This window comes from Fuerstiella sp., assembly GCA_022447225.1.
GTDB lineage: Bacteria > Planctomycetota > Planctomycetia > Planctomycetales > Planctomycetaceae > S139-18.
Map to the genome: position 1 here is coordinate 96,208 of JAKVAZ010000010.1, position 14,724 is coordinate 110,931.

General features: G+C 52.8%; 11 protein-coding genes. 8 read left to right on the plus strand and 3 right to left on the minus strand.

Annotated features, from left to right (window positions below; translation table 11 throughout):
- Positions 1 to 401: 401 nt before the first annotated feature.
- Together MK110_12460 and MK110_12465 are read left to right on the plus strand one after the other, a co-directional pair.
- Positions 402 to 1,670 carry a PQQ-binding-like beta-propeller repeat protein gene (locus MK110_12460; protein MCH2212108.1) on the plus strand — a complete coding sequence of 423 codons (1,269 nt, stop codon included), beginning with the start codon at positions 402 to 404 and terminating at the stop codon, positions 1,668 to 1,670.
- Positions 1,671 to 1,879: 209 nt separating this feature from the next.
- Positions 1,880 to 3,367 carry a DUF1501 domain-containing protein gene (locus tag MK110_12465; GenBank protein MCH2212109.1) on the plus strand — a complete coding sequence of 496 codons (1,488 nt, stop codon included), beginning with the start codon at positions 1,880 to 1,882 and terminating at the stop codon, positions 3,365 to 3,367.
- A 60-nt stretch (positions 3,368 to 3,427) separates the two neighbouring features.
- Here MK110_12465 and MK110_12470 read toward each other — a convergent pair whose 3' ends face one another.
- Positions 3,428 to 4,669, minus strand: a complete 1,242-nt coding sequence (locus MK110_12470; GenBank protein ID MCH2212110.1) for an LL-diaminopimelate aminotransferase — start codon at positions 4,667 to 4,669, stop codon at positions 3,428 to 3,430.
- Positions 4,670 to 4,963: 294 nt separating this feature from the next.
- Here MK110_12470 and MK110_12475 point away from each other — a divergent pair, with 294 nt between their 5' ends.
- From MK110_12475 to MK110_12500, 6 genes are all read left to right on the plus strand, one after another.
- Positions 4,964 to 6,298, plus strand: a complete 1,335-nt coding sequence (locus tag MK110_12475) for a 3-deoxy-7-phosphoheptulonate synthase class II (GenBank protein ID MCH2212111.1) — start codon at positions 4,964 to 4,966, stop codon at positions 6,296 to 6,298.
- Between the two features lie 168 nt (positions 6,299 to 6,466).
- Entirely contained in the window at positions 6,467 to 7,051 is a 585-nt protein-coding gene (gene hisB / locus MK110_12480) for an imidazoleglycerol-phosphate dehydratase HisB (protein MCH2212112.1), read from the plus strand.
- 75 nt (positions 7,052 to 7,126) lie between these two features.
- Positions 7,127 to 9,190 carry a methionine--tRNA ligase gene (gene metG, locus MK110_12485; GenBank protein ID MCH2212113.1) on the plus strand — a complete coding sequence of 688 codons (2,064 nt, stop codon included), beginning with the start codon at positions 7,127 to 7,129 and terminating at the stop codon, positions 9,188 to 9,190.
- Positions 9,191 to 9,373: 183 nt separating this feature from the next.
- Positions 9,374 to 10,312, plus strand: a complete 939-nt coding sequence (locus tag MK110_12490) for a geranyl transferase (GenBank protein MCH2212114.1) — start codon at positions 9,374 to 9,376, stop codon at positions 10,310 to 10,312.
- 63 nt (positions 10,313 to 10,375) lie between these two features.
- The gene (locus MK110_12495; protein MCH2212115.1) at positions 10,376 to 10,960 is read left to right on the plus strand and encodes a Uma2 family endonuclease; all 585 of its coding nucleotides are present in this window, start codon (positions 10,376 to 10,378) and stop codon (positions 10,958 to 10,960) included.
- Positions 10,961 to 11,146: 186 nt separating this feature from the next.
- Complete coding sequence (locus tag MK110_12500; protein ID MCH2212116.1) at positions 11,147 to 11,560, plus strand: hypothetical protein; 414 nt, start codon at positions 11,147 to 11,149, stop codon at positions 11,558 to 11,560.
- 189 nt (positions 11,561 to 11,749) lie between these two features.
- On the opposite strand, the gene MK110_12505 is transcribed toward MK110_12500, so the two are convergent.
- Positions 11,750 to 12,331 (minus strand): hypothetical protein, encoded by a 582-nt coding sequence (locus MK110_12505; GenBank protein ID MCH2212117.1) that lies wholly within the window; start codon positions 12,329 to 12,331, stop codon positions 11,750 to 11,752.
- Between the two features lie 499 nt (positions 12,332 to 12,830).
- A complete protein-coding gene (locus MK110_12510; protein MCH2212118.1) occupies positions 12,831 to 13,949 on the minus strand; it encodes a BON domain-containing protein in 1,119 nt (372 codons plus the stop codon).
- Positions 13,950 to 14,724 lie beyond the last annotated feature (775 nt).

The window sequence follows — 14,724 nt, forward strand, 5'->3', positions numbered from 1 at the left end:
TTGTGCGTTTTCGTTGAGTGGACAGTCCTGCAAATGTATTCTGTCTTACGGGTTGAACTGGAACATGAGTTGAGCGTCGAAAACACGTTTTTCAGACGAGCGGCCAGGGCTGAATCAGGGCCTCAAAAATAAACCGGCATTGGCTTGGTGCGGGGACTCCTGCTGGTCGTGTGTGTTCATTCACCCAGGTTGCGAACAGCACGACTGGCAGTGCACCTGCAGAGCATATCGACAGGTGCCACACCCGGCAGGAATGTTCCACGAATCGGTTGAACGCCCAATTGTACCCGGAAACCGTTCTTAACCCGGCAAACACAAGAGTACAACTTTTCTGTCCGAACGATAGACTGTGTTGACTTGGATATCTTTCGCTTTATTTCTTCAAATTCAATGACCCTGACATGTTGAGTTTTTCAGACCAAATCCGATTACTTGCGGCAGCAATTCTGTTGGTTGCCGGCTCTGCTGAATCTGCTGACTGGACCGAATTTCGTGGTCCCAACGGCCAGGGGCATGCGAAAGCGACCGAACTGCCTGTGAGCTGGAGTGAAAGTGAGAATATTGCGTGGAAGGTTGACCTGCCGGGGGCAGGCTGGTCTTCACCTGTTGTTGCGGACGGTCGGGTTTATATGACCACCGCTGTGGTCGACGGTACCGGTGAGAACGTAGTCCGATCGCTGCGCTGTCTTTGCCTGAACGCCGAAAACGGAGCAATCGTTTGGAATAACGAAGTGTTTGGCCAGCAGGGCACCGAAGTGGAAATTCACAACAAAAACAGCCATGCGAGTGCTACTCCTGTGCTGGATGGAGACCGGCTGTATGTTCACTTTGGCCCGCACGGTACAGCGTGTCTGAATGTTGATGGTTCTGTGATCTGGAAAAATCAGAATCTGGTGTATGCGTCCGTGCATGGTAATGGTGGGTCGCCAGCTCTTGCCGACAACATTCTGATCATGTGTTGTGACGGAAGAGATAAGCGATTTGTTGTCGGACTGGACAAACTGACGGGCAGAGAGATCTGGCGAACCGATCGGGAACTTGAACCAGCGAGTGGGTTCAGCTTTTCCACGCCTACGCTTCTGAATGCTGAGGGTCGATTGCAGGCGATTTGTCCCGGGAGTGGGGGAGTCTGGTCATACGACCCGAAAACCGGCAGGCAACTGTGGCGAGTTGCTTACGGTGAAGGTTATTCGGTTGTTCCCCGGCCTGTTGTGGGGCATGGAATGGTGTACGTGTGCAGCGGGTATGGCGACCGGCAGTTATTTGCCATTGATCCGACCGGCCACGGGGAGGTGTCGGACTCTCACGTGAAATGGAAGAGAAAAAAAGCTGTACCCCGTTGCTCGTCGCTTTTGGTGATTGGTGACGAGGTCTATATGGTCGATGATGGGGGTATTGCCAGTTGCGTGGACGCGGTTTCCGGAAAAGTTCACTGGCAGCACAGACTTTCAGGCGAGTATTCTGCATCTCCATCGTTTGCCGATGGTATGATTTACTTTCAAAATGAGACAGGGGTCACCACCGTTGTCAAACCCGGCTTGGAATACGGTGAAGTTGCGAAGAACAAACTTGGTGACGGCAAAGAACGCACGTTTGCCTCATTTGCGTTCCTGCAGAATGCCATTCTGCTTCGTAGTGAACTGCATCTTTATTGTATTCAGAAATTGTAGTCACAACATTGTCACGGAATGATTTTGAGGTGGTCAGAAGTCCGTTGAGCAGTATGTGCGGACCCAGCCTCGGTTCGTTTTTGGCAAACTCCAACCGGTTGTGCTGACAACTCAATGAGTCGTTGATACCTGAATCAATTCATATCTGAATAAAATAAACGGCGCAGAAATCTCCAGGGCGCCAACGTAACAACTGTCGGAACATCCTCATGCTACGAATACTCGGATCGAGACGCGCGCTGTGCGGTGGACTCACCCGTAGAGATTCGCTGCACGTTGGAGGATTGGCGTCGCTGGGCCTGGGGTTGAGTGATTTGCTGAGGGCTCAGGATACGTCGGTTTCGTCCGGTCTCTCGTCCGGTTTTGGCAGGGCCAAATCATGCATTCTGCTTTTGCCGTACGGGTCACCACCGCAGCATGAGACCTTTGATCCCAAACCCAACGCTCCCGCTGAAACTCGCGGTGAGTTCAATCCTGTATCAACGAGTGTCCCCGGACTGCAGATTTGCGAAGGGTTGCCAAAGATCTCAAAGGTGATGGACAGAGTGTCCTTGATTCGGTCGATGACACACCCCTATCCACTGCACTGCACGGCCTATGTGACGAGTGGAATTCCTGACTATTCTCCGGCTTTGGAGACCCGACCGCGTGATCCACAACTTTGGCCTTACATCGGATCTGTCATCGATTATGTGGACGAGCGAACGGCAGACAAGGTACCTGACGTTCCCAGGAATGTCGCAATTCCCTGGAAAATGAATTCGCGCGGCGGTGAAGCGGCATCCGTGCAGGCAGGTCCTTATGCAACATTTCTGGGTTCCGCCTATGACCCGGTGCTGACAAATTTTGCGGCTGAGGGTAATCGTGAAATTGTCAAGCAGCGACCGTACGGTGTGGAACACAGGGTCAGAGATCCGTATGCAGGAATTGATCCGGCAGCCGGTTTTGAAATTGCCGGAGTCGGAGGAAGCAACAACGTAACGCTGGATCGGCTCAACCGGCGACGCAGTCTCCTGAACCAGTTGTCTGACGTCAGAAAAGATATGGAAGACCAGCGGTCCGTGGTCAATCTCAACCGCTATCGACAGATGGCGTGGTCGCTGTTGTCGTCTCCCAGGATTCGTGACGCTCTCGATGTTCAGGCTGAATCCCGCAGCGTACGTGACAGTTACGGGATGACTCTTTTTGGTCAGTCATGTCTGCTGGCCCGCAGACTGGTCGACGCTGGAAGTCGGTTTGTAACTGTGTTCTGGGACGAATATGCGTATCTCAATACCGACTGGGACACTCACTGGAACCAGACTCCAAGACTAAAGGGCTGGTTGTGGCCCGGATTTGACGCTGCATTTTCCGGACTGATTCTCGATCTTGAACAGCGTGGAACGCTGGATGAAACGTTGGTGATCTGGATGAGTGAACACGGACGAACCCCGCGTATCAACGATGAGGGCGGTCGTGATCACTGGTCTCGAGTGTACTCAATCGCCTTAGCCGGTGGTGGAGTTCCACGTGGTCAGGTCATTGGGTCCAGCGACGATTTGGGTGGTGACGTTCGCGATAACCCCGTTTCGCCCAAGGATATTCTGGCCACGATTTACCATTTGCTTGGTATCGACGCCGGCACAATCATCCATGACGGCCTTGGCCGGCCATTTCCAATAGCCGGTACAGGAACTGTTCGGAGCGAGTTGATTTAGTCTTAATGTCGCCGGCACCAGGGTGTTGAACAATCTTCGGTTTTGGTCCGTGTCAGGTTATCACGTAACGGACCGGTCGACTGCTGACTTGAACCGTTCCAGTGCAGCTTCCACGTTTTCGCGGCTGTTAAAGGCGCTGAGTCGAAAGTAGCCTTCTCCTGAGGCGCCAAATCCACTGCCAGGAGTTCCAACCAGATGTCCCTTTGACAGCAACACATCGAAGAAGTCCCAGCTGCTGAGGTCATTTGGTGTTTTGAGCCAAACGTAGGGCGCATGTTCTCCTCCGTACACTGTGATTCCAAGTTTCTGCAGTCCTTCTCTCAGAAGTCGGGCATTCGTCATATAGAAATTCACAAGGTCGCTGATCTGGCTGCGACCTTCTTCGGAGTACGCGGCAGCCGCTCCTTTCTGAACTACAAAGGAAGCACCATTGAATTTCGTACACTGCCGACGATTCCAGAGATCATGCAATGACACCTGTTGACCGCCAGACGCCACCGTGAGATCTTTCGGAACAACCGTGAATGCACATCGTGTCCCTGTAAAACCGGCGTTTTTGCTGAAACTGCGGAACTCAACCGCAACCTCACGGGCTCCGCTGATTTCATAAATCGAACGCGGAATATCGTCATCTGTAATGTAGGCTTCGTAGGCAGCGTCGAACAGAATGATGGAGCCGCATTCTTTTGCGTAGTTCACCCATCGACCAAGAGTTTCGCGAGTCGCCACAGTTCCTGTGGGATTGTTGGGATAGCACAGGTAGATCAAATCCACCGGTTCCGACGGAAGTTGCGGAATGAAATTGTTCTCTTCCGTCACCGGCAGATAGACAAGCCCGCCGTAGCGACCGTGATCATCGGCAGGTCCGGTGTGTCCTGCCATGACGTTGGTGTCCACGTAGACCGGGTACACCGGGTCAGTAATGGCAATACGGTTTCCCGGTCCGAAAATATCCAGAATGTTACCACTGTCACATTTGGACCCGTCGGAGACAAATATTTCATCGGCCCCTATGCTCACACCGCGGTCCTGGTAGTCATACTTGGCAATGCTGTCCCGCAGAAACGGGTAGCCCTGTTCCGGGCCGTATCCACGAAATGATTCACGACCGGCCATTTCGTCAACGGCTTCATGCATGGCTTGCACAATGGCCGGCGGCAGCGGTTCAGTCACGTCACCAATCCCCAGCCGAATAACGTCAGCATCGGGGTTGGCCTGCGAAAACTCTGATACGCGACGTGCGATCTCAGGAAACAGGTAGCCAGCTTTGAGCTTAAGAAAATTTTCGTTGATCTGAACCATAATTTACTGCTGCAGTTCAAGGTGCAGAAAAAAACTGATAACCCAAACCGGATACTTCAGGCAGGTGACTATCTGCATTTACGCTGCTGTGGGTCACCCCTGTGTCAGTTCCGGCGGAGGAGTGTGGTATAGCAAGCCAGGGCACCGATGTCAGTGGTCTGTGATTGAACCGGGTCGACTTTAACCCGACGGAGGGCTTTCTTCTGACCGGTTGCGTGAGAATCCGCCGCAGTCTGAGGGAATTTACCTGTAAATCGGGTGCAAAACGGCCTGAACACAGAAACAATTCGTCTTATGAGCATTGAATGGACCCCGGAGTCATGGCAGTCGCGACTTGCACAGCAGCAGCCTGTTTACGACGACGAAAAACAGGTCAGCGAAATTCTGCAAAGGCTTGGACAGTTGCCTCCGCTGGTCACGGCGTGGGAGGTGGATCGACTGCGGCAGCAACTGGCCGACGCTGCAGCCGGAAACGCGTTCGTACTTCAGGGTGGTGACTGCTCAGAAAGTTTCCATGACTGCAATGCCGTCTCGATTTTACGGAAACTGAAGGTGCTGATTCAGATGAGCCTGGTGCTCATCTGTCGGTCTCATCAGAAGGTCATCCGAATTGGCCGTATCGCCGGTCAGTACGCCAAACCTCGTTCGGCCAGTGTGGAAAGTCGTGACGGGGTTGAATTGCCGAGTTACCGGGGAGACATTGTCAACCGCAGCGGGTTCACCGAAGCTGATCGCCGACCCAATCCGGATCTGTTACTGCGGGCCTACGAACGATCAGCCTTGACCATCAACTACATACGTGCACTCAGTGAGGGTGGCTTTGCTGATCTGCATCATCCGGAGAACTGGGATCTGGAATTCGTTCGGAATACACCAGGATCCCGCAGATACCAGGAAATTCTGGAATCACTCAGCGATGCGATTCGTTTTATGGAAGTCGTGTCCGAAACGGAACTGGAACAACTGACCCGGGTCGACTTTTTCACATCACATGAGGGACTGCATTTATTGTTCGAACAGGCAGTCACGCGAACCGATCAGCGCAATCGCGGGTCATATAATCTCAGCACTCACCTGCCCTGGATTGGTGATCGGACCCGTGCGATTGACGGGGCCCATGTGGAGTACTTTCGAGGAATCCGCAATCCGATTGGTGTTAAGGTAGGGAATTCAATGGCGGCGGATGAACTGATCGATCTGATCCGCGTTCTCAATCCGGATAATCAACCGGGACGGCTGACTCTTATTCATCGATTTGGTGCGGAAAGAATCGCGTCTCAACTGCCTCAGCTTGCTGAAAGTGTCCGTCGAGCCCGGCTGAATGTGTTGTGGAGCTGCGATCCAATGCACGGAAACATCCAGACAACCAGAAACGGGATCAAGACACGAGCTTTTGACGATATTACGCTGGAAATCATTTCCGCGTTTCGGATCCACAATGAAGTCGGCACGCGTCTGAGTGGTATCCATCTGGAACTGACAGGCGAGGATGTCACGGAGTGTCTGGGCGGGCCGGCCAATCTTACTGAACTGGATCTGCAGCGCGATTATCGCAGCCAGGTGGATCCCCGACTGAATTATGAACAGGCAATGGAGATAGCGTTTCTGATCGCTGAACAGATGAAGTAGAACCTGTTACCGCTCAATGTTCCGCTGAAACGTTTTCCGATTTGTGTATGTGTTTACTCCGGCAGCCAGAAGGCGTAATCGCGAATCAGGCGAGCTGGCGGCAAAAACCCTAGAGCCGGATTGACACATGATGGACTCAATCTCAATGAGGTATTCCAAATGACGCGAATGGCTGAAATTTCACGCAAGACAGCCGAAACATCGATTCGTCTGTCGCTCCGTATTGACGGTTCCGGTGAATGCGATATTCAGACCAATGTCGGTTTCTTTGACCACATGCTTACACTACTGGCGCGGCACGGACTGCTGGACCTGACCGTGAAAGCTGAGGGCGATCTGCACGTTGATCATCATCATACAGTAGAGGATGTTGGAATCTGTTTTGGTCAGGCCATTGCAGAAGCGATTGGCGACAAAGCGGGAATCCTGCGATATGGTGACGTCACGCTGCCGATGGAAGAAACGCTGGTGACTTCGGCACTGGATCTCAGTGGTCGATTTGCCTTTGTATACGCCGTGGAATTTCCCACTGAGAAAATCGGAGAATTTGATACTCAACTGATTCAGGAATTCTGGAATGCTGTTGCGTCGAATGCTCGTATGAATCTGCACCTTATTTTGCACCATGGTTCGAACAGTCACCATATTGCTGAAGGCTGTTTCAAGGCAACAGCCCGTGCACTGCGGAAAGCCGTTGCCGTGGATCCTCGACAAACCGGTGTTCCTTCGTCCAAGGGAACTCTGACTAAGTAGCCGGCGACGTTGAAAAGTTTGTGCGTTCCCGGGCAGTGACTCCCCTTTTTAGTTTCAATTTGCTTCAGGCCTGTAATGACTCAGCGACAGCTACTGGTCACGGCGGCATTGCCCTATGCCAACGGACATATTCATATCGGGCATCTGGTGGAATACATCCAGACTGATATCTGGGTGCGATTTCAGAAACTGCGTGGCCACCGTGTTCTGTTTGTGTGTGCGGACGACACGCACGGGACGGCGATCATGTTGCGGGCTCGCAGTGAGAATCGCAGCGAAGAAGACCTCATTGCCGAGATGCGGGAGGATCATCTCCGAGACTTTACGCAGTTTCAGATCGAATTTGACAACTATGGCAGTACTCACAGTCCGGAAAATCGTCAACTTTGTGAAACAATCTGGAAGTCGCTGCTTGATGCCGGACTGGTCCGTGAGAAAGAGGTCTCGCAACTGTTCGATCCGGCAGCTCAAACATTCCTGGCTGATCGATTTGTACGAGGTACCTGTCCAAAGTGTCAGGCTGCTAATCAGCCCGGTGACAACTGCAGCAGGTGCGGAGCGACGTATTCGCCGGCAGACCTGATCGATCCGACGAGTACGCTGTCAGATGCTGTTCCCGAAATGCGTACAGCAATGCATCTGTTTATTCAGCTGGAACCATTGCGAGAGTTTCTTAACGAGTGGACTCAGTCCGGCAGATGTCTGCAGCCCGAAGTCGCCAGGTACCTTAAAGGGCATTTCCTGGGCAGTGAATTGAGAGACTGGGATATTTCGCGTCCCAATCCGTATTTCGGATTCGAAATTCCTGACAGTCCCGGTAATTCATGGTACGTCTGGTTTGATGCTCCAATCGGCTACATGGCGTCCACGGCACAGTGGTGTAAGATCCATGGTGGTCAGCTGGATGACTGGTGGAAGAACGATCGCGCAGAAATTCATCATTTCATTGGTAAAGACATCACATATTTTCACACGCTGTTCTGGCCGGGGATGCTGAAGACGGCCGGATTCAGCCTGCCTCACAGAATTCATATTCATGGATTCCTGACGGTGGGTGGTGAGAAAATGTCCAAGTCTCAGGGCACATTTGTGATGGCCTCCACTTATCTGAATCATCTGCCGCCACAGGTATTGCGTTACTACTACGCTGCTAAGTTGAGTAGCGGTCTGGACGACATTGATTTGAATCCTGGTGAACTGGTTGCCCGGGTGAATTCGGACTTGGTTGGCAACATCGTCAATTTGGCTTCGAGGGCGGCGAAATTTGTTCAGGACGGGAATCTCGCAGAGGTCTATCCGGATGACGGGGGCCTGTTTGCTCACGCTGCCGGAAAAGCCGATCGGCTGGCGGAACTGTTCGAAACCCGGCACTACAGCGAGGCAATGCGTGAAATCATGCAGTTGGGTGATCGCGCCAATAAGTACGTCGAAGATTCGGCGCCGTGGGTTTTGCGTAAGGACCCCGGGCGAGCGGACGAACTGCGGGATGTCTGTACCGTGGCGCTTAACCTTTTTCGACAATTGGTGGTTTACCTGTCACCCGTGCTTCCCGAACTGGCTCAGCAAACCAGCGATCTGCTGAATGTTCCGATCAAACACTGGGATGATTCCCAGGTTCCGCTGACAGGAACACCGGTCAGCAGATTCAAACATCTCATGAAACGAATTGAAGAGAAACAGGTCATTGCAATGATTGAAGAAAGTAAAGAAGCATTTGCGGATGAACCGACACCGGCGTCTGTGCCCGATTTTCATCCGGCTGATACGTGGAAAGATTCCGGTGAAGCACTGGTGAAGGAACCGATGAGCAGCGAATGCACCATCGATGATTTTGTGAAGGTGGATCTCCGGGTTGCCAGAATCATTGAAGCCGGTTATGTGGAGGGGGCTGATAAGCTGCTGCATCTGACACTTTCGCTGGGCGGTGGCGAGACTCGCAGTGTTTTTGCCGGAATCAAATCGGCTTATGACCCGGATTCACTCACGGGACGTCTCGTGATATGTGTGGCGAATCTCAAGCCTCGAAAAATGAAGTTTGGTCTGAGTGAGGGCATGGTGTGTGCCAGTGGAACCGGGGGAAAAGAAGTCTTTCTGCTGGGGCCCGATGACGGTTCTGTGCCGGGGCAGCGCGTGCACTGATGACCCATTGAAGTCAGCCGGAAAATGACGATGACAGAACGTCCGATGCCTGGCTGCTCCTGTGCCTGCTTGTTGTCGACGCTGTCGGACTGGTTTTCTGCGGCATTGACGGGATCCTCACGTGAATGATGCTGTTGAGCCGGGAGTTCGACAGGTCAGAGTTCTCTTCTTTCAGGCAACTTTATGTATCTGTTTACACTGGCTGATCGGATTGCCGGAGGACTGCGTCGGATCGATCCTGCGCGAATTGAACGGCATCGACGGTTCCTGCTGACTCAGCAGTTGTCCGACGGAGGATTTCGGGGTCGTGAAGGTGACTCAGACCTGTATTACACTGGGTTTGCCGTTCGTGGCCTGGCAGTGACTGGTGGCCTGGAGTCTTCAACCGTCGATTCGACGGCAGAATTTCTGTCTGCGCAGGAGCCTCTTAAACTGAATGTGATTGACCTGCTGAGTTGGTTCTACAGTGTGCTGGTCATCCAGTTGTCCGACGGACGCAATCTGCTGGAAAAACAGCCTTCCGATGTCATTGACCGCGTTGCAGCCCGACTGGAGTCGTTACGGACCCGTGATGGTGGTTATGCAAAAAGCCGCGGTGGAACGGCGGGAAGCACCTACCATTCGTTTCTGGTCACGTTGACATGGCAGATGCTTGGCAGGACGGTTCCCCGACCGAATGCCCTGATCCAGTTTTTGTATGATCGGCAGCGGGACGATGGCGGGTTCGTGGAGATCGATCCGATGAGGCGAAGTGGCACCAACCCGACAGCTGCCGCGATTGCCCTTCTCCGTGACCTGAACGGGCTGGACGAAGATATCAGATCAGACGTGCTGGGCTTCCTGACAGACGTTGTCAGCAGCGAAGGTGGTTTTCAGGCGAATGCTCGTATTCCCTTTGCAGATGGTCTGTCGACGTTTACCGGTCTGTTGACTGCACAGGACCTGGGACGAGGAGACATGGTCTCTCCGGATCGGATTCATCAATTCGTGTCAAGCGCACTGGAACAGGAAGAAGGTGGGTTCATGGGGGCCAGCTGGGACCGACAGGCCGATGCCGAGTACACGTTTTATGGCCTGGGAATTTTGGGCCTGCTGAACACTGATTCACAGGCCGGTGACTGACTGGACAGACAGGCCTGTCAAAAGACAATGGAGTCCTAATTCGAATCTGGCGGACGAAAAACAATGATTACGGGACTCATGACAGCCGGAGAGTTTACTGAAACCAGGCACACCTTTCCGGAAGGTGGTCGCTGGCATGAACTGCACTCAGGTCGACCGGTGTTGCTGGAGTCTCCCAATGATGAACACGGCACGATTGTTCTGAACCTTTCCCGGGCTGTGGCCCGGTGGTTGAGCGATCAAACTTCGGAATTCTCGGGTTATGCCGCGCACGACGTTGGCATGCTTGTGGAGACTGCTCCCGACACAGTCCTGATGCCGCCAATCAGCTATTTCGACCAGGGTCAACGGTTTGGACAGTCTGATCTGACGATTGCCACTCTGGTACCAAGGCTGGTGGTGGAAATTGCGTCATCGAACGACCGACGACAGTTGATGAGAGAACGGACACTGATGTTTCTGAACCACGGTGTGGAATGTGTATGGATCGCAGATCCATTCAAGCGGGAGGTTCAGGTTCTTAACCGGGGTGAACACACCTTGGTGCTGAGTGACCAGAAAATTGTCAAAGGCGGTGACCAGTTGCCTGGGTTTGAAGTGAGTATTGCTGAACTGTTTGCTCAACCTGACTGGTGGAAGCAAATGTGACTCGTGGTACAGCATTGTGTGTGAACCTTTGAGATTTGCTGCGGAGCAGGCCTGTTTTGCTGTACGGAATTGTCTTTGGACGGTTAAGGAATATAATTCCGGGAGGGTGCTCCGGTTGTTGACGCCCTTGATACACACCTGACGGGGCCGATTGGGTTCTTCCCGCAACACGAACGAATGAAGACGATGAAACATCTTGCTCTGCTTGCGTCCACCTCATTTCTGATTGGCTGTGCGGACAACGATTTCAATGCAGTCGACCAACAGCCTGTACAGGCAGCGAAACAGACGGTTGATGTTTCGTCTGTTGATTCTGCTCCGACAGTAACGTCTTTCGATTCCGGAGATTTAGCAACGCTGGCGATTCCGGAAATGGAATGCCCGTTTGGCTGTTTCCCCAGAGCCAAGGATGCGCTTGCGGATATCGACGGTGTGGCAGGAGTGGAACTGGTTGATCAGGAACAGGAGGGCGTGATCAATGATCGCCGGGTTATTGTCACGTTTGACGGCAAAGTTGATGGTCACGCCGCGATCGCCGCACTGGATTCTGTCAATCTGCCAGGTGCCAGCTTTGAGCAGGCCACGGCCGGTGACAACTGACTGAGCCAGTCTTCGATCAGCGGGAACCTTTTGCTCGAAGGCGGTTGACCTGCGTCACTTCAGGTGACAGATTGTGTCAACGGGAAATGACAGTCCCTGACTGCTGGATAGCGGGGACTTGGATATAGAAAAAGGGCCGACATTTACATGTCGGCCCTTTTTTTGATTTATCTGCAGATTGATATCGGTTTAATAGGTTGCCGGCCCCGTACAGCGAATCAGGTGATCTTTGTCGATGTAGACCACTTCCTGTGTCTGATCGTTGTGTGTGAAAGGTATCGGCCAGTAACTTCGAAGGACTTTGTCATAGTACACGGTGCACTTGTAGTGGCAGTGATGCAGTCGTGCCGGTCCTACCAAAGGATAAACTTTGCAGTCATCCATGCGATCCACGATGAGCTCTTTGACGATGCGCACATTGTTGCGGTGAGTTTCGTTCAGAAACGCAAAACCTCCTGCAGGACTGTCAGGGAGCGTCCTCATGACCTCATCGTCACTCGGTGGATCCATGCAGAAATTAGGTGCATTTTCACCTTCGATCGGGTCCAGAATAGGCACCCTGAGCCGCTCATTGTCGTACAGTTGGTCTTCGACCCGCTGAGACTGATAGGCACTGACCGGGATTGGAAAGGGTGCTTCCCAGAAAGTCACGTACTCATAAAGCACCGAAACAACCCCGCCTGTCAACGTGCAACCGCTGTTGACGAAGGTCATCAGGCAGATCGCGGTCAGCACGGCCCAACGTCGAAGTTGCCTGCCAAACGTCTGCATTGTTCCATTTCCCTGCGAGAATTGTGGGCAAGTGCCCTGATTCGGTTCATTGGAGGCAGCGAAATCTGCCCCTGTTGCGTCACCCGGCAGGGCTATTCCGCAACCCATCCCGATGGATGTCTTTCCCTTGTATCGATCGTTCCGGTTATTCAACTTGTGACAATGTTGGCAATTTGGAGGTTAATCTTACGGTTTCTGTTAGCAACAGTGCTGTTTCAGTTTCGGTGTGACAGGCAGGTCTGTTCGACGGGGTTCCTTCGGTGTGTACCGTTCAGATTGAAACGATTGTGTCACGGGGCAAAAGCGGGCCGACATCCAGCCGCGGCAAAGTCACGTCGGCTACCGGGCAACACACTTCAGATCAGACACGTTCCCGGCTGCAGTTCGGAGCCATTGACCATGGCCAACGAAAAAAGGTGTTTTCGCCAGTGACGAAAACACCTTAGGATCAGTTTAAATGTTTGGATGCTTCAGCTGAGCCAGCATGTGGTAGCAAAGCTCATTTTCCGCCGGGACTGTACAGTATGTCCCAAACGCTCTGTGGCTTGTTAAAATTGAGATTCCAGAAACCGTCGTCCCACTGCAGTCTGGCATCACGCCATCCCAGTGGAACTTGGGGATAAGGGTAAAACGGGCCAATGTACGGGAACGCACTGGCACTGTACTGTGTCGGATAGGTTACGGCAGCCGAGTTCGGATACTGAGCGTAAGCCGGCCAGGCGTGGTTGGGAAGCTGCGGATGGGAGAACACACCGGCACCACCTATTGCGGCTGGTCCCGCCGAAACCTGACTCATTGGAGGTGACGCCTGACCCATTTCAGCTGATGCCGGAATTTGAACTGGCTGGACGAACCCTGCAGTGGTGAATCGTTGTTCATGTGACACAGGTTGTGTCTGCTGAGCATACTGCGGAGCCGGTTGAGTCACATTCAATTGGTTTTTTACGTCCACAACACCTGTCACTTTGCGTGCTGCCTGTTCTGCGGCACTGTGACGTGTGACAGAATCCACGTTGCCGTTAAGTGTGACGACACCGTTTTGGTATCGAATTCCAATATCCTGTCCGGCAAGACCGGCCTGACTGAGTGATTGACCGACCTGTTCTGCGATTTGCTGATTGCTGGGACCGGACGGTACTTCGGATTTGACCTGCACGAACGGCTGCGCCGCCTGCCTGTTGGGTTGCGCCGCCTGCCTGTTGGGTTGCGCCGCCTGTTTCTGCTGCGTTTGCCGTCCTTTCAGGCGGCTGAAAAATGTATTCAGTCCGGAACGAGTGCGGCGTTTCGACACGTATTTCAGTTCGTTGACTACACGAGTAGTCCCGGACAGTTGCTGACAAACTTTTTCAGCCCGAGCGACATGTCCAGGTTCCCGGACCTTGCCTTTCAGCTTTACGACTCCACCATTGACTTCGATACTGATACCGTAGCCATCAATCTGAGCCTTTTGCAGAGTTGCTTTGACGCGTTCTGCATGCTGTTGATTGAGATTCTTCTGAGCTGGATTACCCGCCGCAGACAATTGTTGAAGGTTGTCTGTCAATCCGTCCGCGCTGGCAACAGCGGGAACCGCTGTAAGGACAGCCAGAACCAATAACCATTTACCATACTTTCGCATGAAAGCTCTCCTCCTGAGATGCCTTCCGTTCCAGGCCGCTTGAAACTGCAGAGCAGCTGTTTGGGGCGGATTACCAGTGGTTGCTGGACTTTTCCAGGAGCGGAGCGGATCTGATCTGAGAGAACGGAAACTTCTTTAGCTGCCGTTCCTGATGAATTCCCACTCGCTGTATCCATCCGTTTGTTCATTGCCGGAAGTGTCTTCACAGACATTACCAACATAACAGCTTTGAGCCGTTCTGAGCGCAACGAAAAAGATACGCTGGTATCATCGGACGCATCGTGAGGTCTGGATCAACAATTCTGGTTAATTGGTCCGTAACGGATAGTTGGATCTGTGCCTGTCTGATCCCGAATATCCCTGTAACGATCAGCAGGCCGGCTGCCACACTCACAGTGGCAAATTCTGCCGTTATGTGTGTCTATGTCGGTGTGGTCCACCTGAGACGATATCACGTGACAGTGAAGACTGCTTTCCGCACTTTCGGCAGCCGGTGCAGGGCATCGTCTCTGATGCTGGTGGCGCTCCATCCGAAGGACTCACAGAAATCAATATATCTTATTCGTATGAGTCCTGGCTGTGTTGCCGGGACGAACAAATTCCGTAGGACAAAAAAAGCAGAGATCTCATTCGCGTCTGGTCGGCCATTGTGTCCTGTTTTCTCCACAGGACGTATCCCTGTTGGAGCAGGGCTGTGAAACAATGCAACGTTTGTTTGGCGACTGCCGGGGCGATATTGTCTCACGGTGCAACCGCCGCCGCTCCATGAATCGAA